Here is a 22,583-nt window from a genome sequence, read left to right as displayed (position 1 = left end):
GAATCGCCCGGGATTGCATGAGGAACCAATGCATAAATATCGGGCACACTGAATAGTTTTGCTGTAGGCTGTCCGGTATGACTATTTCTGTTGCCGTCTCCGGAGCCAGCGGCTACGCCGGAGGAGAAGTCCTGCGCCTACTCGCCGGGCATCCCGACGTGACCATCGGTGCCATCACTGCGCACAGCAATGCAGGCTCCCGCCTCGGCGAGCTGCAGCCGCACCTGTACGGGCTCTCCAGCCGCATCCTGGAAGACACCACCGTGGAAAACCTCTCCGGCCACGATGTGGTGTTCCTGGCCCTGCCGCACGGGGCTTCCGCCGAGATCGCGGCACAGCTGCCGGAAGGCACGCTGGTTATTGATGCCGGCGCAGACCACCGCCTCGAAGACGGCGCCGCATGGGAAAAATTCTACGGCTCAGCCCACGCCGGAACCTGGCCCTACGGCCTGCCGGAGCTCCCGGGCCAGCGCGACGTCCTCAAGGGCGCCACCCGGATCGCGGTTCCCGGCTGCTACCCGACGTCGGCCCTCCTGGCGCTGACGCCCGGGTTCGCTGGGAACCTGCTCCAGCCCGACGACGTCGTGATAGTTTCCGCCTCAGGCACCTCGGGCGCGGGCAAGGCAGCCAAAGTGAACCTTATCGGCGCTGAGGTTATGGGCTCCATGAGCCCCTACGGAGTGGGCGGCAGTCACCGCCACACGCCGGAGATCGAGCAGGGACTCTCGAACGCCGCCGGGGAAAATGTCACGGTGTCCTTCACCCCGACGCTGGCTCCCATGAGCCGCGGGATCCTCACCACGGCCACTGCAAAGGTCAAACAGGGCACTACCGCCGCAGACCTCCGGCAGGCGTGGGCTGAGGCCTACGACGATGAACCGTTTGTGCACCTGCTGCCGGAAGGCCAGTGGCCGGGAACCAAGTCCGTCCAGGGTTCGAACCACGCGGCAATGCAGCTGGCTTTTGACCCGCACACCGGCCGCGTGATCGTGACCTGCGTCCTTGATAACCTCACCAAGGGGACTGCCGGCGGCGCTGTGCAGTCCATGAACATTGCACTTGGCCTGGCGGAGACTGCCGGCCTCAACCTGCAGGGAGTTGCCCCGTGACCGTTACCGCCCCACAGGGATTCCGGGCCGCCGGCGTCACCGCCGGCCTGAAGGCGTCCGGCAACCCGGACCTGGCACTTGTCGTCAACGACGGCCCGTCCAAGGCTGCGGCCGCCGTCTTCACCAGTAACCGCGTGGCCGCGGCACCGGTCCACTGGTCCCGCCAGGTTGTCTCGGACGGACGCGTGGACGCCGTTGTCCTCAACTCGGGAGGCGCCAATGCCTGCACCGGCCCTGAAGGTTTCCAGAATACGCACAGCACAGCCGAAAAAGTTGCCGCTGTCCTGGGCATCTCCGCTACGGACGTCTTTGTTTGCTCCACCGGCCTGATCGGTGAGCAGCTGCCCATGGACAAGATCCTCCCGGGCGTCGAGGCCGCCGCGGCGGCGCTCAGCACGGAGGGTGGCCCGGAGGCTGCCAATGCCATCATGACCACCGACTCGGTGCCCAAAGCCGCCCTGTTCATCGGCACTGACGCCGACGGCCAGGAGTTCACCATCGGGGGCATCGCCAAGGGCGCCGGGATGCTGGCCCCCGGACTCGCCACCATGCTGGTTGTGCTCACCACGGACGCCGACGTCGCGCCGGAAATGCTCGACGTCGTCCTCCGCGACGCCACGCGCGTCACGTTTGACCGTGCAGACTCCGACGGCTGCATGTCCACCAACGACACCGTGGTGCTGCTGGCGTCCGGCGCCTCTGGTGCAGTCCCGTCCGCCGAGGATTTTGGCGCCGGGCTGACCCAGGTGTGTGCGGAACTGGCCCGCAAGCTGATTGGCGACGCCGAAGGGGCCAGCCACGATATCGCGATCCGCACGTTCAACGCCGCCAGCGAGAGGGACGCCGAAACCGTCAGCCGCTCCGTGGCCAGGTCCAACCTGTTCAAGGCAGCCATTTTCGGCAAGGATCCCAACTGGGGGCGTGTCCTCTCCGCTGTGGGGACCACGGACGCCGTCTTCGAGCCGGACCAACTCCACGTCGCCATTAATGGCGTCCAGGTTTGCCGCAACGGCAGCATCGGCGACGACCGCAACCTGGTGGACCTGGAACCCCGCGAAGTCCACGTGGAGATTGACTTGCAGTCCGGCGACGCCGAGGCCACAATCTGGACCAACGATCTCACCCACGACTACGTGCACGAGAACAGCGCCTACTCGAGCTGATCCTCGAGCCAATCAACCAGCCACCCTGGAGTTACTTCAAGCATGAACACCCAGACCCGCGAAACCACGTCCATGAGTGATGCCCAAAGCAAGGCCGGCACCCTGATCGAGGCGCTGCCCTGGATCCAGCGGTTCGCCGGCACCACCATGGTGATCAAGTACGGCGGCAACGCCATGGTCAACGAGGACCTGCGGCGGGCGTTCGCGGAGGATGTGGTGTTCCTGCACCACGTGGGCATCCACCCCGTGGTGGTCCACGGCGGCGGCCCGCAGATCAACTCCATGCTGGCGCGGCTGGGCATCGAGTCTGAGTTCAAGGGCGGCCTTCGCGTCACCACACCCGAAGCCATGGACGTGGTCCGGATGGTGCTCACCGGCCAGGTGGGCCGCGAACTCGTGGGCCTGATCAACTCCCACGGACCCTACGCGGTGGGGATGTCCGGAGAGGACGGCGGCCTGCTCCGGGCCGTCCGGACCGGCACCGTCATTGACGGCGAGGCTGTGGACCTCGGCCTGGTGGGTGAAGTCGTCGGTGTGAACCCGGAGGGCATCCTGGACATCCTTGCTGCCGGCCGCATCCCGGTCATCTCCACCGTGGCCCCGGAAATCGAGGACGACGGCAGCGCCGCTGCCATCGAACGGGCCCAGACCACGGGCCAGGTCCTCAACGTCAACGCGGACACGGCCGCGGCCGCCCTCGCCGAAGCGCTGGGGGCATCCAAGCTGGTGATCCTCACCGACGTCGAGGGCCTCTACGCCAGCTGGCCGGACAGGTCCTCGCTCATCTCTTCCCTCACGGCCTCTGAGCTGCGCGAACTGCTGCCGTCCCTGGAGTCCGGCATGATCCCGAAGATGGAGGCATGCCTCAAAGCCATTGACGGGGGAGTGGAACGGGCACACATCGTCGATGGCAGGCTGCCGCACTCCATGCTCCTGGAAACATTCACGACGGCGGGCATCGGCACGCAGGTCGTCCCCGACGAAGAGGTGAACGCATGAACGAAACTCCTGGCGCCGGTCCGACCGTCGATGGGGCCCCCAAAGCTTCCGTTATGACTGGGACGGGTAGTGGAGCCGAGTGGCTTACCCGCTACTCAACGTCCCTCATGGGCGTCTTTGGCACCCCGCAGCGCGTCCTGGTGCGCGGCGCCGGCTGCCTGGTCTGGGACGCCGACGGCAAGGAATATCTTGACCTGCTGGGCGGCATCGCCGTCAACGCCCTGGGCCACGCCCACCCGTTTGTCACCTCCGTGATTGCCAGCCAGTTGGCCACTCTGGGGCACGTCTCCAACTTCTTCACCAGTCCCACCCAGATTGCGCTGGCCGAAAAGCTGCTGGCCCTGACGCACGCTCCGGCGGGCTCGAAGGTGTTTTTCACCAATTCCGGCACTGAGGCCAACGAAGCGGCCTTCAAGCTTGCCCGGCGCAACGGGACGGGCCCGGCCGGCGCACCGCGGACCAAGATCATCGCTTTGGAAGGTGCCTTCCATGGGCGCACCATGGGCGCCCTGGCACTGACAGCCAAGGAAGCCTACCGTGCCCCGTTCGAGCCACTGCCCGGCGGTGTGGTCCACATTCCGTTCGGTGACGTGGCAGCCCTCGAAGCAGCCATCGACGAGACGGTTGCCGCCGTCTTCCTCGAACCCATCCAGGGCGAAGCGGGGGTCCGGCCCCTGCCCGCCGGCTACCTGCGGGCAGCGCGCGAGGCGACCACAAAAGCCGGAGCCCTCCTGATACTGGACGAGGTCCAGACCGGAATCGGGCGTACCGGCAAATGGCTCGCCAGTGAGGACGCCGGGATCGTTCCGGATTCCATCACCCTGGCCAAGGGCCTGGGCGGCGGCTTCCCCATCGGTGCCCTGATCACCTTCGGCGAGCGGGTGTCCTCGCTCCTTGGAGCGGGCCAGCACGGCACCACGTTCGGCGGAAACCCGGTGGCGACGGCGGCCGCCCTGGCAACTCTGCACGCGATCGAAAGCCAGCGGGTACTGGAAAACGTGGCGACTGTGGGGGATTACCTCCGGTCGGGGCTCGCCGCGGTCGACGGCGTTACGGAAGTCCGGGGCGCTGGCCTCCTGATTGGCTTCGACCTGGACGCCGACGTGGCTCCCGCCGTCGTGAACGCGGGCCTTGAGTCGGGTTTCATCGTCAACAGTCCCGGGCCGCGCACCATCCGGCTCGCCCCGCCACTGGTCCTCACTACGGACCAGGCCGGCGCCTTCCTTGCCGCACTCCCGGCACTCCTCCAGACAGCTAAGGACACGCAGTGACCCCCGTAGTTTCTTCCACCGGCACGGCGGCTTCGCGCGGCATCACCCGCCACTTCCTCAAGGACACGGACCTTAGCCCGGCTGAGCAGGCCGAGGTCCTGGATTTGGCCAGCCGCATGAAGGCCGCGCCCTACACCGTGCAGCCGTTCGCGGCGGAGGGCAACGGCCGTAAGACAGTAGCCGTGATCTTCGATAAAACCTCCACGCGCACCCGGGTTTCCTTTGCCACCGGCATCGCCGATATGGGCGGGAACGCCCTGATTATCAACCCCGGCGAGGCGCAGATCGGCCACAAGGAATCGGTGGAGGACACGGCCAGGGTCCTGGAACGGATGGTCTCCACCATTGTGTGGCGGACGGGCGCGCACTCGGGCCTGGTGGCCATGGCGGAAAACTCCGGCGTTCCGGTGATCAACGCCCTGTGCGACGACTACCACCCCTGCCAGCTCCTCGCGGACCTGCTCGCCGTCAAGGAACACAAGGGCCAACTGGCAGGCCTCACCATGAGCTACCTTGGCGATGCAGCCAACAACATGGCCAATTCCTACCTGCTGGCGGGCGTCACCGCAGGGATGCACGTCCGAATCGCCGGACCGGTTGGCTACCTTCCGGCGGCGGAGATCGTCGCCGCTGCCGAGGAACGCGCCGCCCAGACCGGAGGGTCCGTGCTGATCACCACCGACGCCGCGGAAGCCCTCAAAGGCGCCGACGTCGTTGCCACGGACACGTGGGTCTCCATGGGCCAGGAAGCCGAAAAGGAAGCCCGGATGCAGCTGTTCCGGGAGTACTCCGTTGATGAGGGGGCCATGGCACAGGCGGCGGATGACGCCGTCGTGCTTCACTGCCTCCCCGCCTACCGCGGGTATGAGATCTCGGCGGGCGTCATCGACGGCCCGCAGTCCATCGTCTGGGACGAGGCAGAAAATCGGCTGCACGCCCAGAAGGCACTGATGGCCTGGCTTATGCACCAGTCGGGCCTGGCCGTGGTTGAAGGACTGCAGCCCGTGGAGGTTGGCAACTAGTGTCCGTTCCGCCGGCAGCGCCGGGCTCCAGCCCGGCCACGAAAACGGCCCGCCAGGCGCGCATCACCGCCATCCTGACGGGTGAATCGGTGCGCTCCCAGGCGGAGCTTGCCGCGTTGCTGGCGGACGACGGCGTCCAGGTCACCCAGGCCACGCTGTCCCGGGACCTCGTGGAACTCGGCGCCGTCCGGGTCCGCGGCAAGGAAGGCGTCCTGGTCTACGCCGTCCCGGGCGAAGGCGGCGAACGTGCCGCCAAGAGCGGCGTCAGCCAGGAAATCCTGGATGCACGGCTTGCCAGGCTGTGCAGCGAACTGCTGGTCACGGCGGAGGCCTCGGCCAACATCGCCGTGCTCCGGACCCCGCCCGGCGCGGCCAACTTCCTGGCCCTCGCCATCGACCACTCCGTGATGCCTTCCATCCTGGGAACCATCGCCGGAGACGACACCGTGCTGCTGGTCTCCCGGGATCCCCAGGGCGGGCAGGACCTCGCCGTCCGGTTCCTGCAGCTGGCCGAGGAAGCCGGCGGCAGCCAGTAACACCGCGTCCCAAGGGTATGACAGGCTTTCCGTAATCAATTCTTAAACAACGCAACCCCTACATAAGAGGAGCATTTTCGTGACTGAGCGTATTGTTCTGGCCTACTCCGGTGGCCTGGATACTTCCGTAGCCATCGGCTGGATCGGTGAAGCCACCGGCGCCGAGGTCATCGCCGTGGCGGTCGACGTCGGACAGGGCGGCGAGTCGCTGGAGACCATCCGCCAGCGCGCCCTCGGCTGCGGCGCCGTCGAAGCGTACGTTGCCGACGCGTCCGACGAGTTCGCCAACGAGTACTGCATGCCCACGCTGAAGGCCAACGCCCTCTACCAGGGCCACTACCCGCTGGTCTCCGCCATCTCCCGGCCGGTCATCGTCAAGCACCTGGTCAAGGCAGCCCGCGAATTCGGTGCCACCACCGTGGCCCACGGCTGCACCGGCAAGGGCAACGACCAGGTCCGCTTCGAAGTAGGCATCCAGACCCTCGGCCCGGACCTGAAGTGCATTGCGCCGGTCCGCGACCTCGCCCTGACCCGCGACAAGGCCATCGCCTTCGCCGAGGAAAAGGGCCTCCCGATTGAGACCACCAAGAAGAACCCGTACTCGATCGACCAGAACGTCTGGGGCCGCGCCGTCGAAACCGGCTACCTCGAGGACATCTGGAACGCCCCCACCAAGGACATCTACGACTACACCGCCACCCCGGAATTCCCGCCGGCCCCGGATGAAGTCACCATCTCGTTCGAAGCCGGCGTGCCGGTAGCGATCGACGGCGTCAAGGTCACCCCGCTGCAGGCCATCAAGGAACTCAACCGCCGCGCAGGTGCCCAGGGCGTGGGCCGGATCGACGTCGTCGAGGACCGCCTTGTGGGCATCAAGTCCCGCGAGATCTACGAGGCCCCCGGCGCCATGGCACTGATCACCGCGCACAAGCACCTCGAAGACATCACCGTCGAGCGCGAGCAGGCCCGCTTCAAGGCCTCTGTTGGCCAGCGCTGGGCTGAGCTGGTCTACGACGGCCAGTGGTTCTCCCCGCTTAAGCGCTCCCTGGACGCCTTCATCGAGGACACCCAGAAGTACGTCTCCGGTGACATCCGCATGACCCTGCACGGTGGCCAGGCAGTTGTCAACGGACGCCGCTCCGACACCTCGCTCTACGACTTCGACCTCGCCACCTACGACACCGGCGACACCTTCGACCAGTCGATGGCGCGCGGCTTCATCGAGCTGTGGGGCATGTCCGCCAAGGTTGCCTCCGGCCGCGATATCCGCGTCGCAGGGGAGTAGCCCCTGTGGCTGAGCTGAAGTCTGAAGCAACGAATACTGGCGCACTGTGGGGCGGCCGCTTTGCCGGCGGCCCCGCGGATGCCCTCGCCGCCCTGAGCAAGTCCACGCATTTCGACTGGCGGCTTGCCCGCTACGACATCGCCGGGTCGCAGGCACACGCCCGCGTGCTGCACAAGGCCGGGCTGCTGGACGATACCGAGCTCGAAGGCATGCTCGCCGCCCTGGCGCAGCTGGATGAGGACGTTGCCTCCGGTGCGTACCTGCCGGCGGAGTCGGACGAGGATGTGCACGGCTCGCTGGAACGCGGACTGATTGAGCGGGCCGGGACGCAGCTGGGTGGCAAGCTCCGCGCCGGCCGCTCGCGCAACGACCAGGTGGCCACACTCGGGCGCATGTTCCTGCGCGACCACGCCCGGATCATTGCCCGCGGCGTGCTGGCAACCATCGAGGCGCTGGTTGACCAGGCCAAGGCGCACCAGGGCGTGGCCATGCCCGGCCGCACGCACCTGCAGCACGCCCAGCCGGTCCTGCTTAGCCATCACCTGCTCGCCCACGCCTGGGCGCTGCTGCGCGATGTGCAGCGGCTCCAGGACTGGGACAAGCGCGCCGGGGTTTCGCCCTACGGTTCGGGTGCCCTCGCAGGCTCCTCCCTTGGCCTTGACCCGGAGGCCGTCGCGGCGGACCTGGGCTTCTTCTCGGCCACGCACAACTCGATTGACGGCACCGCCTCCCGCGACGTCTTCGCCGAGTTCGCCTGGGTGACGGCGATGATCGGCGTGGACCTGTCCCGCGTATCGGAGGAAGTCATCCTGTGGGCCACGAAGGAGTTCTCCTTCGTCACCCTGCATGACTCCTACTCCACCGGTTCCTCGATCATGCCGCAGAAGAAGAACCCCGATGTCGCAGAGCTGGCCCGGGGCAAGGCAGGACGCCTGATCGGCAACCTGACCGGGCTGCTGGCCACGCTCAAGGGCCTGCCGCTCGCGTACAACCGCGACCTGCAGGAGGACAAGGAGCCGGTCTTCGACGCCGCCGACACGCTCGAGCTGCTGCTTCCGGCTGTCTCGGGCATGATTGCGACGCTGAAGTTCAACACTGAGCGGATGCAGTCCCTTGCACCGCAGGGCTTCGCGCTGGCCACGGACATTGCCGAATGGCTGGTCCGCCAGGGCGTCCCCTTCCGCGAGGCGCACGAGCTCTCCGGAGCGGCAGTCAAGCAGGCTGAAAGCCGGGACGTTGAGCTGTGGGACCTGACGGATGAGGAATACGCCGCCATCTCGGAGCACCTGACACCCGAGGTCCGCACCGTCCTTTCCACAGAGGGTTCGCTCAACAGCCGCAACTCCCAGGGCGGAACAGCACCCGCCGCCGTCGAACGCCAGCTTGCTGCGCTCGAGGGCGAGCTCGCCGGCGTCCGGGAGTACGCGGCCTAGCACCAACACGCGAAGGGGCCCACGTCCGCAGGGTTCCCTGGCCGAGATTGCGAGGCTAGGGTGCGGGCGGGGAGTTGTTGCATCATTTTGGCCAGCGCTCTCTCACTTTCCCCAAGAAAGTGAGAGAGCGTTGCCAATATTCATGCAAGAAGTGAGAGAGCGTTGTGCGTTTAGGCTGGGCACATGAGCGACGCCTTCCGCAGCCAACTTCGGGCCCTGCCCGACTTTCCCGCCGACCTGCCGGACTTCGACCCGGCCAAAGCCCCGTCAGACCCGGTGGCGTTATTCAAGCTATGGCTGGATGAGGCCCTCGCCGCGGGCGTGCTGCAGCCGCATGCCTGCAGCCTCGCCACCGCGGACGGCAACGGCCAGCCCTCTGCCAGGATGCTCATCCTGAAAAACATCGACGACGACGGCTGGCACTTCGCCACGTCCCGCACCTCCCGGAAAGGCAGGGAGCTGTCCGTCAACCCCAGCGCTGCCCTGAACTTCTATTGGCCGCAGCAGGGCCGGCAGGTCCGGGCCGCCGGTCCGGTGGCTGAGCTCTCCGCCGAGGCGTCGGCTGCGGACTGGCAGGCGAGGCCAGCGGCCGACGGCAGCGACAATCCGGACTGGCAGCTCTACGCACTCAGTCCAACGGAACTGGAGTTCTGGCAAGCCCGCCACGACCGCCGGCACATCCGCCACCGCTACGGACCGGACAACATCCCGCTCGGCTGAGTGTACTAACGGCTAGGATGGGCGCCATGACCGCTCCCGCACCGTCTGACTTGCTCACCGAACTGCACAAAGCCGCCGACATCGTGGCCTCCGCCGCCGCGAAATTCACGGATGAGGACGTCAAAGCCCCGTCGGCGCTCCCGGGCTGGACCCGCGGGCACGTCCTGGCACACCTCGCAGGCATCACCAACGCCATGGCACGCCAGCTGGAATATGCGGACCGTGGCGAAACCACAGAGCTGTACGACGGCGGCCAGGACGGACGAAACAAAGCCATCGAAATGGCCGCCGGCCACAGCGCAGACGTCCTCCGCGCGGATCTGGAGGCAGGACTGGAGCGGGCTCTGAAAGCCTTTGACACGCTGGAAGCCGGCCCCGGCTGGCAGGCACCCATTGCCTACCGCGGGGGAGTGGTCCTTGACGGCGGGCTGGCGCTGTGGCGTGAACTGGTAATCCACACCGCCGACCTGGGCACCGGTTTTGGCCCGGAGACCTGGAGCCGGCAATTCTGCGAACACCTTTTCGACTTCCTGGCCGCCCGGGTAGCGCCGGGGGACAGGCTGGTGCTTCAGCCGCTTGGGCTTCCGCCCAGGACTCTCGGTGGCGGCGGCCGCTCCACCGTCATCAGCGGCATGATCACCGACATCGCGGCCTGGCTGGCCGGCCGGGAACCGTCGCTCGGCAGCCTGCGGGCATCAGCCGCTGCGGACGGCGTGGACCTCCCGGAACTGCTGCCGTGGCCTTCCGGGACGCCCGCAACGAAGTAGGTCCTAGCCGGCTTCGCGCGCCAGCAGGCTCTCCCTTGCCTCACGCGCGAGCAGGCTCTCCTTGATGGCCAGGCCCCAGCGGAACCCGCCCAAGGAGCCGTCAGTCCGGATGACGCGGTGGCAAGGCACAAACAAGGCTGCCGCGTTGAACGCGCAGGCGCTGGCCGCGGCCCGGACCGCCTTGGCATTGCCTGACAGTTCGGCATACTCGGTGTAGGTCACCGGCGACCCCGGACGTACGGTCCTGAGCACCTCCCAGGCGTGGGCACGGAAGGGGCCGGACTTCTGCAGAACGGGAACAGCCATCGCCATGCCGGGGTCTCCGGCGTAGAAGGCCTCAACGGCCCGCGAAATGGAGCCAAGATCTGTCACCGCCTCAACGTCGCCGGGGCGCAGCTCCGGATGGATCTGCCCGGTAAGCTCCCCTGGCACTGCCGTCCAGCCGGAAGCCAGGACCACGCCTTCCTGCGCGAGGATGGTGAAGGGACCGTCCGGGGTGGACATCACTAACAGCTGGGCTTTCATTGCATCACTTTCTCTGGAACGGGTTCACGCCGAGGGGCTTTTGGAGCCGCAGCGGCGCGCCACAGGTGCATGGTGGCGTACGACCGCCAAGGACTGACCTCCCGGAAATCCGGGCCAGGGGCGCCTGGCGCTGTCGGCGTGCCCACATCTTCGGACCCGCGCTCCCGGCCGGCGGCGGGCGGGCCAAGGGCCCGGATCCCGTTTCTCACAGCAGCGTCGTTGGCCAGGAAGACGTCCGGCGCGCCCAGGACGCGCATCGCCACGTAGCCCACCGTCCACGGACCGACGCCGGAAACGGGGAGCAGTTTTGCCCGGAGCCCCGGCAGGTCGTCGCCATAGCCGAAATCAAGCCGGCCTTCCGCGAGCGCCGAAGCTGCGTTGCGGAGGGCGTCAATCCGGCGCTGCGGACCGCGCAGCAGCGCATAGCCGGTCTCGGCGATTTCTGCGGCTGTTGGAAAGAGTCGGTCAAGGCCGTCGCCGGGCATCAGGCTGGAACTTCCGGCAGCGGAGAGCTGCGTCAGCGCAGTCCGGGCTGCGGCCACTGTAACCTGCTGCCCGATCATGGCCCGGACCAGGAGTTCCTGAGGGTCCACAGCCCCGGGCAGCCGGATGCCGGGGGCACTGGCCACCGAGGTGGCAAGCCGGGGATCTTCAGCCAGCGCGCTGTCGATCGCCACGGGATCCGCGTCAAGATCGAAGAGCCGACGCACCCTGCTCAGCAGGGCCGGCAAGTCGCGGAGGTCCACCGCGCCGATGGTGAGTGTCAGTGGCCGCCCAGGCGCGCCGCCGTCGTACTTCACGCTGAACCGGGCATCGCCGTGGGGAAGCCGCAACGTCCGTGCGTAGGACGTGGCTGTTCCGGCCTCTATGCCGGGGAGTGCCCTGACCGCAAGGAAGGAAAAGATGCCGGGGTCGAACGGTTCGCGGTAGGGCAGGGCCAGAGTGAGCGCAGTCGCGGCCGTCCCTGGCCTGTGGTGCCGTGCCGTGGAGCGCAGGGCGGTGGGCGTCATGGCGAACACCTCCACCATGGTCTCGTTGAACTGCCGGACGCTGCTGAAACCGGACGCGAACGCGATGTCGGCCAGCTTCATGGAGGTGGACACCAGCAGGGTCCGCGCGGTCTGGGCACGGCTTGCCCGGGCCAGGGAGAGCGGGCCGGCCCCGAGTTCGTGGCTGAGGATCCGGTTCAGCTGCCGTGCCGAATAGCCCAGCCGGGCCGCCAGGCCCTCCACGCCTTCCCGGTTGATGACGCCGTCGTTGATGAGGCGCATGGCCCGGCCGGCGAGATCCTGGCGGACGTTCCACGCGGGGGTCCCGGGCACCGCCTCGGGAAGGCAACGCTTGCAGGCGCGGTATCCGGCGTCGTGCGCTGCAGCAGATGTTTCATAGAACGTGACGTTGGCTGCCTTGGGGGTCCGGGCGGGGCATGACGGGCGGCAGTAGATGCCGGTAGTCCGGACAGCAGTGTAGAACTGCCCGTCGAACCGGGTGTCGCGCGCATCGATCGCACGGTAGCGCTGCCAGAAGTCCATGTCCTCCATCCTGCCAGCCCGGTACGGCACCTGCTAGCGGAAATCGGACATGGCCGTGGGGGGTTGGGTAGAGTCGGACCATGACCGTTCCCAGCAGTCCCGCCGACCCGGACCTGCTCCGCGAACTGCTGTCCGGTGACGCGCGGCGGATCGCCCCGAAGCTCCTGGGATCAGTCCTGAGCCACAACAGCCACGAAGGAACGGTGGCTGTGCGGATCACCGAGGTGGAGGCGTACATGGGCCCCGGCGATTCCCTGCACCCGGACCCCGGGTCGCACACGTTCCGCGGCCCAACGGCGCGCAATGCTCCCATGTTCGGACCCGCCGGCCACCTCTACGTCTATTTCACGTATGGCATGCACTACTGCGCCAACATCGTCTGCGGTCCGGCCGGCATCGCCTCCGCCGTCCTGCTGCGTGCCGGTCAAGTGGTGGAGGGCCTGCACCTGGCGGGAGTGAGGCGGCCGACGTCGAAATCAGTTGCGGACCTGGCGAGCGGTCCTGCCCGGCTGGCCACTGCCCTGGCCCTCACCACGGCCGACAGCGGACGGGATGCGTTGAGCGAACCCTTCGACCTGCGGCTGCCGGAGACTCCGGCCCTGGACGTCAGTTCCGGACCCCGGGTGGGCGTTTCCGGGGCGGGCGGTTCCGAAGACTACCCCTGGCGCTTCTGGCTGCCGGGGGATCCCACCGTGTCCCGCTACAAGGCGGCAAAACCGCGCCCGGCGAAGTTTCAATCACGTTAACCGAAATGGTTGTAGAATGGACGGTCTGTCTTTTGCGATAGGGGAACGTTTAATGCTCGACGCCGATTTGGCCCACGAACGGGACTATGTTGCTGGCCTGTATGCGCGGCTGGAAGAATTGCGCGCCGAAAAGCGCAAACAGCTGGCGCAGGTCCGCCGGGCCGGTGCTGTGGGCACCATGCAGAATGTTTCCGAGCGCGATGCCTTCGCCGCGCTCTATGAGGACCGCCTTGCCCAGCTCGACGCCGTCGATGACCGCCTGGTGTTTGGCCGGCTGGACCTCGATTCCGGGGAAGCCCAGTACATTGGCCGCATTGGCCTCACCACCGAGGACCTGCAGCGGCTCATGGTGGACTGGCGCGCGCCCGAAGCCGGGCACTTTTACCAGGCAACGGCCTTTGACCGGCAGGGCGTGCGGCGCCGCCGGCACCTGATCCTGCAGGGCCGGGAAGTGAAGGCGATCGAGGACGATGTCCTGGATGCGGACATGCTGACAGACAACGAGTCGCTGCAGGGCGAAGGTGCGCTGCTCGCTGCCCTGGACTCCAAGCGGACCGGCCGCATGTCGGACATTGTGGGCACCATCCAGTCCGAGCAGGACCGGATCATCCGCTCCTCCATCTCCGGAGCTGTGGTGGTGCAGGGCGGTCCCGGCACGGGCAAGACAGCCGTTGCGCTGCACCGCGCCGCCTATCTGCTGTATACGCACCGCGACCGGCTGAAGACGGCCGGCGTGCTCCTGGTTGGCCCGTCGTCGTCGTTCATGAAATACATCGAACGGGTACTGCCCTCCCTCGGCGAAACCGGTGTGGTGATGGCCAGCCTCGGCCGGCTGATGCCCGGCATCAACGCGGTGGCCGAACCCGAGGCAGATGTGGCGGCCATCAAAGGCCGCCTGGACATGGCTGACGTGGTGGCGAACGCCGTAGCCAACCGCCAGCGGACCTTCGCCGAAAACCGTGTCCTGGAGGTTGACGGGCGCAAGCTGGTGCTCACGCCGCGGCAGGTCCGCCGTGCCCGGGAACGCGCGCGCTCCACCGGCAAGCCGCACAACGAGGCACGTGTGACGTTCGTCAAGATCCTGCTCCGGGAGCTGACCGAACAGATGACGGAGCTCGTGGAAGCCGGGAGCCTCGGCAACAACGCCGACCGCTCCTATCTCGCGGAGGATGTCCGCACCGCCCGCGATGTGCGGATCGCACTGAACCTGTGCTGGATGCCCATGACCCCGGAGAAGCTCATCAGCGAGCTCTTCAGCAAGCCCGCGATCCTGGAAGTCTGCACCCCGCACCTGACGCCTGCCGAACGTGCCCTGCTGCTTCGCCCGGTGGATGCCCCCTGGACCGAGTCGGATGTGCCGCTCCTGGACGAAGCGGCCGAGCTTCTTGGCGAACTCGACCCGGCCGCGGGCCGTGGACTGGCACAGCAGGAGCACGACCGTGCCCGCGACCTGGCGAACGCAAAGCAGACCCTCGTGAACATGGAGGCTGCCGGCGTGGATGCGCTGATGTCCGCCGAGGAACTGGTGGACCAGAACCAGGAACGCGAAGCCCGGCTGACCGCAGCCGAACGCGCCACGTCCGACCGGACCTGGGCGTTTGGCCACATCGTGGTGGACGAAGCGCAGGAACTTTCCCCGATGCAGTGGCGGCTGCTCGTGCGCCGGTGCCCGCTGAAATCGTTTACTATCGTGGGCGACATCGCACAGACCAGTTCGGTGGCAGGAGCGAATTCCTGGCAGGGGGCCCTGGGCCAGCTGTTCGGGGACCGCTGGCAGCTGGAGGAGCTGACGGTCAACTACCGGACGCCGTCGCAGATTGCGGAGGCGGCCGCAAGGATGGCCAACGCAGCCGGCCTCGTGGTGTCCGCGCCCAAGGCCGTCCGCGAAGGCCGCTGGTCGCCCATCATCGACGAGGTGGCGGCCGGCGAGGTGGTCAGCCGCCTCGTGGAGGCACTTCCCGAGGAGCTGGAAGCGCTCGACGGCGGCCTGCTGGCCGTGATTGCCGACGGCGACCTCCTGCCACAGGCGACGGCGGCATTGCGTGCCGTCTATGGCCGGCGCATCGGAACCGGCGCCGGAAGCTACGAGCAGGACATCGTGGTTATCAGCCCCCGCGAGGCCAAGGGCCTTGAGTTCGACGGTGTGGTGGTGCTGGAGCCCTCCACGATGCTGAACCACGAGCATGGGCGGGTGGGGGACCTCTACGTCGCCATGACCCGCCCCACCCAGCGCCTGCGGCTCATCGCCGCAGAGGGTGTGCCTGCAGGCATCGAACGCTGACTCCGGCCGGCACATGGCGGCCACCGGTGCTGTCCATCCGGCGCCGGTGGCCGTCAATCCTGCTAACTTAGAAGTCGTGTCAGAACTCAACGATCTCGAATCCCAGCAGAACGACCCCACCTTCGCCAATATCTGGCAGGAGCTGAAGTGGCGCGGGCTGGTCCACGTCTCCACCGATGAAGGGGAACTGGAAAAGCTCCTCGCCGGTGAGCCGGTCACGTATTACTGCGGGTTCGATCCCACCGCTCCGAGCCTGCACCTGGGAAACCTTGTCCAGCTCCTGGTGATGCGCAGGCTCCAGCTTGCCGGCCACAAGCCGCTGGGACTGGTGGGCGGCTCCACGGGTCTTATCGGTGACCCGCGCCCCACGGCGGAGCGGACCCTCAACACCAAGGACACCGTCTCGGAATGGGTGGGCTACCTCCAGGCGCAGGTGCGCCGCTTCCTGAGCTTCGACGGCGCCAACGCCGCGCGGATGGTCAACAACCTCGACTGGACTGCCCCGCTGAGCGCCATCGACTTCCTGCGCGAAATCGGAAAGCACTACCGTGTTGGCACGATGCTTCGCAAGGATGCCGTAGCTTCGCGCCTTAGCTCAGACGAGGGCATCAGCTACACCGAGTTCAGCTACCAGATCCTTCAGGGTATGGACTACCTGCAGCTCTTCCGCGATTACGGCTGCGTCCTGCAGACCGGCGGCTCGGACCAGTGGGGGAACCTCACCAGCGGCACCGAACTGATCCGCAAGGTTGAAGGCAAGACGGTCCATGCCCTCGGTACGCCGTTGATCACTAACTCGGACGGCACTAAGTTCGGAAAGAGCGAAGGCAACGCGATCTGGCTCGATGCCGGCATGTGCAGTCCCTACGCCTTCTACCAGTTCTGGCTGAACACGGCCGATGCTGATGTGGTGGACCGGCTCAAGGTCTTCACGTTCCTGAGCCGGGCCGAGATTGAGGAGCTGGCTGCCGCGGTGGCTGAGCGTCCGTTTGCAAGGGAAGGCCAGCGGAAGCTGGCGTTTGAAGTGACCTCGCTGGTTCACGGAGTTGCGGCGACGGAAAAGGTTATCGCCGCATCTGCCGCCCTCTTTGGCAATGGTGATTTGACGGCGCTGGACAAGCCGACCCTGGAAGCAGCGACCTCAGAGCTTCCCTCCGCAACCATCCAGGTGGATGGACTGGGGATCGTGGACCTCCTCGTGGCATCGGGTCTTTCGGAGAGCAAGTCGGCCGCCCGGCGTACGGTCGGCGAAGGCGGAGCCTATGTAAACAACGAGAAGGTCTCCGACCCGGAGGCCGTCATCTCCGAATCCGAGCTGCTGCATGGCCAGTACCTGCTTCTGCGGCGGGGCAAAAAGAACCTCGCCACTGTCGAAGTCCTGGTCCCGTAGCCCTTCCGGAACCTCTTTGCACGCTTCTCCGCAGCCGATTTGCACGGCCGCGGGGGAGCGTGTAATGTTTTCTGAGTCGCCGCCGCTGAGTGGCGACAAACCCCCTTCAAATGAGAAGCAATTCATCATGTGCACTGCACGGGAATTGATGAAATGCTTCACTTTTTGATGGGCGGATTCATTCCGCAGAGTGAATATCGGGAAAATAACCCGGATTTGCAAAGTGAATATGAATGAAATAAGCTAGAAACATCGCAGCGAAGAAATACGAAACAAAAGAATTCATTGAAATGAATTGTTTCGCGGAGTATTCGAATGTGTCTGTTGTTTGAGAACTCAATAGTGTGCCAAGTTTGTTGATACCAATTGTTTTATTGATTGGTTGTTTTGGCCAGATCGTGCCGCCCCTGTGGTGTGGTTTGGTTTTTACAGCTGGTTTCAAATTTTGTGCAGCCGTTTTATCCCGTTTTCCCGGGGTTGGTGGTTGTGTCTGTTTTTGTTTTACTTCAACGGAGAGTTTGATCCTGGCTCAGGATGAACGCTGGCGGCGTGCTTAACACATGCAAGTCGAACGATGATCCGGTGCTTGCACCGGGGATTAGTGGCGAACGGGTGAGTAACACGTGAGTAACCTGCCCTTAACTCTGGGATAAGCCTGGGAAACTGGGTCTAATACCGGATATGACTCCTCATCGCATGGTGGGGGGTGGAAAGCTTTTTGTGGTTTTGGATGGACTCGCGGCCTATCAGCTTGTTGGTGAGGTAATGGCTTACCAAGGCGACGACGGGTAGCCGGCCTGAGAGGGTGACCGGCCACACTGGGACTGAGACACGGCCCAGACTCCTACGGGAGGCAGCAGTGGGGAATATTGCACAATGGGCGCAAGCCTGATGCAGCGACGCCGCGTGAGGGATGACGGCCTTCGGGTTGTAAACCTCTTTCAGTAGGGAAGAAGCGAAAGTGACGGTACCTGCAGAAGAAGCGCCGGCTAACTACGTGCCAGCAGCCGCGGTAATACGTAGGGCGCAAGCGTTATCCGGAATTATTGGGCGTAAAGAGCTCGTAGGCGGTTTGTCGCGTCTGCCGTGAAAGTCCGGGGCTCAACTCCGGATCTGCGGTGGGTACGGGCAGACTAGAGTGATGTAGGGGAGACTGGAATTCCTGGTGTAGCGGTGAAATGCGCAGATATCAGGAGGAACACCGATGGCGAAGGCAGGTCTCTGGGCATTAACTGACGCTGAGGAGCGAAAGCATGGGGAGCGAACAGGATTAGATACCCTGGTAGTCCATGCCGTAAACGTTGGGCACTAGGTGTGGGGGACATTCCACGTTTTCCGCGCCGTAGCTAACGCATTAAGTGCCCCGCCTGGGGAGTACGGCCGCAAGGCTAAAACTCAAAGGAATTGACGGGGGCCCGCACAAGCGGCGGAGCATGCGGATTAATTCGATGCAACGCGAAGAACCTTACCAAGGCTTGACATGGACCGGACCGGGCTGGAAACAGTCCTTCCCCTTTGGGGCCGGTTCACAGGTGGTGCATGGTTGTCGTCAGCTCGTGTCGTGAGATGTTGGGTTAAGTCCCGCAACGAGCGCAACCCTCGTTCTATGTTGCCAGCGCGTGATGGCGGGGACTCATAGGAGACTGCCGGGGTCAACTCGGAGGAAGGTGGGGACGACGTCAAATCATCATGCCCCTTATGTCTTGGGCTTCACGCATGCTACAATGGCCGGTACAAAGGGTTGCGATACTGTGAGGTGGAGCTAATCCCAAAAAGCCGGTCTCAGTTCGGATTGGGGTCTGCAACTCGACCCCATGAAGTCGGAGTCGCTAGTAATCGCAGATCAGCAACGCTGCGGTGAATACGTTCCCGGGCCTTGTACACACCGCCCGTCAAGTCACGAAAGTTGGTAACACCCGAAGCCGGTGGCCTAACCCCTTGTGGGAGGGAGCTGTCGAAGGTGGGACTGGCGATTGGGACTAAGTCGTAACAAGGTAGCCGTACCGGAAGGTGCGGCTGGATCACCTCCTTTCTAAGGAGCACCTACAGGTTCCTGCTGCGTGTATGCGTTGGTGGGGGTTTGTCAGGAGTATATGCCCGTTGCGCAGACGTAAGTTCTGCGGCGGGTGCTCAAGGGTGGAATATCAACGGATAGCGGCTGCCTGGTTCTTGTCCTGGTCTAGTACGGATGCTCTTTGGGTGTTCTGGAACGGCGGGGGGGGGGGTTGGGTGGTTTAGTGTTTGGCACACTGTTGGGTCCTGAGGCAACAGGGCCGGGGTTCTTCTGTGAGGGAGGGTTCTGGTGTTTGTTTGTTTCTGGTTTCCTGGCTGCATCGATCGCATGCGTTGGCCCTTTGGGGTTGTGTGTGGGGTGTGTGGTTTGGGGTTGTTGTTTGAGAACTACATAGTGGACGCGAGCATCTTTTATAAGAAGCAATTTCCAAGAATATGAACCTGGATCTGGTTCGCATGCCTTTTTGGTGTGTGGAGCGGTTTCTGTGGTTCTCTCGAAAATTACTCCTTGATCTTTTGTGGTCAAGTTTTTAAGAGCACACGGTGGATGCCTTGGCATTAGGAGCCGAAGAAGGACGTAGGAATCTGCGATAAGCCTGGGGGAGTCGATAACCGGACTGTGATCCCAGGGTGTCCGAATGGGGAAACCCCGCCAGGGGCGCGAGTTGCCTGGTGACCCGCATCTGAACACATAGGGTGCGTGGAGGGAACGCGGGGAAGTGAAACATCTCAGTACCCGCAGGAAGAGAAAACAATAGTGATTCCGTCAGTAGTGGCGAGCGAACGCGGATCAGGCTAAACCGTTCCATGTGTGATAGCCGGCGGGCGTTGCATGGTCGGGGTTGTGGGACTTTCCGTACTGTCTCTGCCGGGACAGTGGGGTGTGATGTGCTGGCATAGGTGAACGGTCTTGAAAGGCCGGCCGTAGAGGGTGTGAGCCCCGTAACCGAAATGTTGAGTGCCGCCTGGAGAGTATCCCAAGTAGCACGGGGCCCGAGAAATCCCGTGTGAATCTGTCAGGACCACCTGATAAGCCTAAATACTCCCTAATGACCGATAGCGGACCAGTACCGTGAGGGAAAGGTGAAAAGTACCCCGGGAGGGGAGTGAAACAGTACCTGAAACCGTGTGCTTACAATCCGTCGGAGCAGCCGCACCTTGTGTGCATAGTAGTTGTGACGGCGTGCCTTTTGAAGAATGAGCCTGCGAGTTAGTGTTACGTCGCGAGGTTAACCCGTGTGGGGAAGCCGTAGCGAAAGCGAGTCTGAATAGGGCGTTGCAGTGGCGTGATCTAGACCCGAAGCGAAGTGATCTACCCATGGCCAGGTTGAAGCGACGGTAAGACGTCGTGGAGGACCGAACCCACTTCAGTTGAAAATGGAGGGGATGAGCTGTGGGTAGGGGTGAAAGGCCAATCAAACTTCGTGATAGCTGGTTCTCCCCGAAATGCATTTAGGTGCAGCGTTGCGTGTTTCTTACCGGAGGTAGAGCTACTGGATGGCTAATGGGCCCTACAAGGTTACTGACGTCAGCCAAACTCCGAATGCCGGTAAGTGAGAGCGCAGCAGTGAGACTGTGGGGGATAAGCTTCATAGTCGAGAGGGAAACAGCCCAGACCACCAACTAAGGCCCCTAAGCGTGTGCTAAGTGGGAAAGGATGTGGAGTTGCGAAGACAACCAGGAGGTTGGCTTAGAAGCAGCCATCCTTAAAAGAGTGCGTAATAGCTCACTGGTCAAGTGATTCCGCGCCGACAATGTAGCGGGGCTCAAGTACACCGCCGAAGTTGTGGCATTCAGATATTAGCTAAGCCCTTGTGGTTCAGGCGTCTGGATGGGTAGGGGAGCGTCGTGTGGGCAGTGAAGTCGCGGTGTAAACCAGCGGTGGAGCCTACACGAGTGAGAATGCAGGCATGAGTAGCGAAAGACGGGTGAGAAACCCGTCCGCCGAATGATCAAGGGTTCCAGGGTCAAGCTAATCTGCCCTGGGTAAGTCGGGACCTAAGGCGAGGCCGACAGGCGTAGTCGATGGACAACGGGTTGATATTCCCGTACCGGCGAAAAACCGCCCATGCTGAACAGGGGATACTAACTGCCCGAGACCTGCCCGATCACCCTTGTGGTGTGAGGGTTTTGGTGGAGCGCAGGACCTGATCCTGGGAGGCAAGCGTATTAACAGGTGTGACGCAGGAAGGTAGCCAAGCCGGGCGATGGTTGTCCCGGTCTAAGGATGTAGGGCGAACGGTAGGCAAATCCGCTGTTCATGATGCCTGAGATCTGATGGGACCCCCGTTTGGGGGGATTTGGTGATCCTATGCTGCCGAGAAAAGCATCGACGCGAGGTTTTAGCCGCCCGTACCCCAAACCGACACAGGTGATCAGGTAGAGAATACTAAGGCGATCGAGAGAATTATGGTTAAGGAACTCGGCAAAATGCCCCCGTAACTTCGGGAGAAGGGGGGCCCCAACCTTGAACACCACTTGCTGGTGGGAGGGGATCGGGGCCGCAGAGACCAGGGGGAAGCGACTGTTTACTAAAAACACAGGTCCGTGCGAAGTCGCAAGACGATGTATACGGACTGACTCCTGCCCGGTGCTGGAAGGTTAAGAGGACCGGTTAGCCGCAAGGCGAAGCTGAGAATTTAAGCCCCAGTAAACGGCGGTGGTAACTATAACCATCCTAAGGTAGCGAAATTCCTTGTCGGGTAAGTTCCGACCTGCACGAATGGAGTAACGACTTCCCCGCTGTCTCAACCATAAACTCGGCGAAATTGCAGTACGAGTAAAGATGCTCGTTACGCGCAGCAGGACGGAAAGACCCCGAGACCTTTACTATAGTTTGGTATTGGTGTTCGGAGTGGCTTGTGTAGGATAGGTGGGAGACGTTGAAGCCCGGACGCCAGTTCGGGTGGAGTCATCGTTGAAATACCACTCTGGTCACTTTGGACATCTAACTTCGGCCCGTAATCCGGGTCAGGGACAGTGCCTGATGGGTAGTTTAACTGGGGCGGTTGCCTCCTAAAAAGTAACGGAGGCGCCCAAAGGTTCCCTCAGCCTGGTTGGCAATCAGGTGTCGAGTGTAAGTGCACAAGGGAGCTTGACTGTGAGAGAGACATCTCGAGCAGGGACGAAAGTCGGGACTAGTGATCCGGCGGTACATTGTGGAATGGCCGTCGCTCAACGGATAAAAGGTACCTCGGGGATAACAGGCTGATCTTGCCCAAGAGTCCATATCGACGGCATGGTTTGGCACCTCGATGTCGGCTCGTCGCATCCTGGGGCTGGAGTAGGTCCCAAGGGTTGGGCTGTTCGCCCATTAAAGCGGTACGCGAGCTGGGTTTAGAACGTCGTGAGACAGTTCGGTCCCTATCCGCTGCGCGCGCAGGAAATTTGAGAAGGGCTGTCCTTAGTACGAGAGGACCGGGACGGACGAACCTCTGGTGTGTCAGTTGTACTGCCAAGTGCACCGCTGATTAGCTACGTTCGGATGGGATAACCGCTGAAAGCATCTAAGCGGGAAGCTCGCTTCGAGATGAGATTTCCATACACCTTGTGTGTGAGAGGCCCCCAGCCAGACCACTGGGTTGATAGGCCGGATGTGGAAGCGAGGACTAACGACTCGTGAAGCTGACCGGTACTAATAGGCCGATAACTTACACCACACACCCCTTTCGTGAACGGCATTCAAAAGACGTTCACACCACGAAAAGGGTAAAAAGAAACAAGACTGCTTGCGTCCACTATGTGGTTCCCAAACAACAAACCAAACGTTGCTTGCGGAACACAACTAAATA

15 protein-coding genes and 2 rRNA genes are annotated in these 22,583 nt (G+C 63.7%); 15 read left to right on the top strand and 2 right to left on the bottom strand.

The annotated features are described in order from the left end of the window. Window positions 1-77: 77 nt before the first annotated feature. From argC to AU175_RS03535, 10 genes are all read left to right on the top strand, one after another. Window positions 78-1,109, top strand: coding sequence for an N-acetyl-gamma-glutamyl-phosphate reductase (gene argC, locus AU175_RS03580; RefSeq protein ID WP_066285909.1), 1,032 nt, complete (start codon window positions 78-80; stop codon window positions 1,107-1,109). Further along, a complete protein-coding gene (gene argJ, locus AU175_RS03575; RefSeq protein ID WP_066285908.1) occupies window positions 1,106-2,272 on the top strand; it encodes a bifunctional glutamate N-acetyltransferase/amino-acid acetyltransferase ArgJ in 1,167 nt (388 codons plus the stop codon). Before argC ends, argJ begins: the two co-directional genes overlap by 4 nt. A gap of 42 nt (window positions 2,273-2,314) precedes the next feature. Further along, complete coding sequence (argB, locus tag AU175_RS03570) at window positions 2,315-3,271, top strand: acetylglutamate kinase (protein WP_066285906.1); 957 nt, start codon at window positions 2,315-2,317, stop codon at window positions 3,269-3,271. Between the two features lie 53 nt (window positions 3,272-3,324). Then, window positions 3,325-4,542, top strand: coding sequence for an acetylornithine transaminase (locus tag AU175_RS03565; RefSeq protein ID WP_066290485.1), 1,218 nt, complete (start codon window positions 3,325-3,327; stop codon window positions 4,540-4,542). After that, window positions 4,539-5,564 (top strand): ornithine carbamoyltransferase, encoded by a 1,026-nt coding sequence (argF, locus tag AU175_RS03560; protein ID WP_231938448.1) that lies wholly within the window; start codon window positions 4,539-4,541, stop codon window positions 5,562-5,564. The genes AU175_RS03565 and argF overlap by 4 nt, the downstream gene beginning before the upstream one ends. Then, entirely contained in the window at window positions 5,564-6,100 is a 537-nt protein-coding gene (locus tag AU175_RS03555; protein ID WP_066285905.1) for an arginine repressor, read from the top strand. The genes argF and AU175_RS03555 overlap by 1 nt, the downstream gene beginning before the upstream one ends. 79 nt (window positions 6,101-6,179) lie before the next feature. Beyond that, window positions 6,180-7,385 (top strand): argininosuccinate synthase, encoded by a 1,206-nt coding sequence (locus AU175_RS03550; protein WP_066285903.1) that lies wholly within the window; start codon window positions 6,180-6,182, stop codon window positions 7,383-7,385. A gap of 5 nt (window positions 7,386-7,390) precedes the next feature. After that, entirely contained in the window at window positions 7,391-8,818 is a 1,428-nt protein-coding gene (gene argH / locus AU175_RS03545; protein ID WP_066285901.1) for an argininosuccinate lyase, read from the top strand. A gap of 183 nt (window positions 8,819-9,001) precedes the next feature. Then, window positions 9,002-9,538, top strand: coding sequence for a pyridoxine/pyridoxamine 5'-phosphate oxidase (locus AU175_RS03540; protein ID WP_066285899.1), 537 nt, complete (start codon window positions 9,002-9,004; stop codon window positions 9,536-9,538). A gap of 26 nt (window positions 9,539-9,564) precedes the next feature. Beyond that, window positions 9,565-10,305, top strand: a complete 741-nt coding sequence (locus AU175_RS03535) for a maleylpyruvate isomerase family mycothiol-dependent enzyme (protein ID WP_066285897.1) — start codon at window positions 9,565-9,567, stop codon at window positions 10,303-10,305. A gap of 3 nt (window positions 10,306-10,308) precedes the next feature. Here the strand turns inward: AU175_RS03535 and AU175_RS03530 are convergent, their stop codons facing one another. Continuing rightward, a complete protein-coding gene (locus tag AU175_RS03530) occupies window positions 10,309-10,830 on the bottom strand; it encodes a methylated-DNA--[protein]-cysteine S-methyltransferase (protein WP_066285895.1) in 522 nt (173 codons plus the stop codon). After that, entirely contained in the window at window positions 10,827-12,362 is a 1,536-nt protein-coding gene (locus AU175_RS03525) for a DNA-3-methyladenine glycosylase 2 family protein (protein ID WP_066285892.1), read from the bottom strand. Before AU175_RS03525 ends, AU175_RS03530 begins: the two co-directional genes overlap by 4 nt. Window positions 12,363-12,442: 80 nt before the next feature. Here AU175_RS03525 and AU175_RS03520 point away from each other — a divergent pair, with 80 nt between their 5' ends. From AU175_RS03520 to AU175_RS03500, 5 genes are all read left to right on the top strand, one after another. Next, a complete protein-coding gene (locus AU175_RS03520) occupies window positions 12,443-13,108 on the top strand; it encodes a DNA-3-methyladenine glycosylase (RefSeq protein ID WP_066285890.1) in 666 nt (221 codons plus the stop codon). A 52-nt stretch (window positions 13,109-13,160) separates the two neighbouring features. After that, window positions 13,161-15,389 carry a HelD family protein gene (locus tag AU175_RS03515; protein ID WP_066285888.1) on the top strand — a complete coding sequence of 743 codons (2,229 nt, stop codon included), beginning with the start codon at window positions 13,161-13,163 and terminating at the stop codon, window positions 15,387-15,389. A gap of 76 nt (window positions 15,390-15,465) precedes the next feature. After that, window positions 15,466-16,779, top strand: a complete 1,314-nt coding sequence (gene tyrS / locus AU175_RS03510) for a tyrosine--tRNA ligase (RefSeq protein WP_066290480.1) — start codon at window positions 15,466-15,468, stop codon at window positions 16,777-16,779. A 506-nt stretch (window positions 16,780-17,285) separates the two neighbouring features. Further along, a 16S ribosomal RNA gene (locus AU175_RS03505) occupies window positions 17,286-18,811 on the top strand. A 501-nt stretch (window positions 18,812-19,312) separates the two neighbouring features. Beyond that, a 23S ribosomal RNA gene (locus AU175_RS03500) occupies window positions 19,313-22,451 on the top strand. Together the 16S and 23S rRNA genes form the textbook arrangement of a ribosomal RNA operon. The last annotated feature ends 132 nt before the right edge of the window (window positions 22,452-22,583 follow it).

The organism is Arthrobacter sp. B6 (genome assembly GCF_001663775.1).
Taxonomy (GTDB): Bacteria; Actinomycetota; Actinomycetes; order Actinomycetales; family Micrococcaceae; genus Arthrobacter.
The sequence above is the reverse complement of the archived record's forward strand: the minus strand, read 5'-3'. Positions and strand labels throughout refer to the sequence as shown.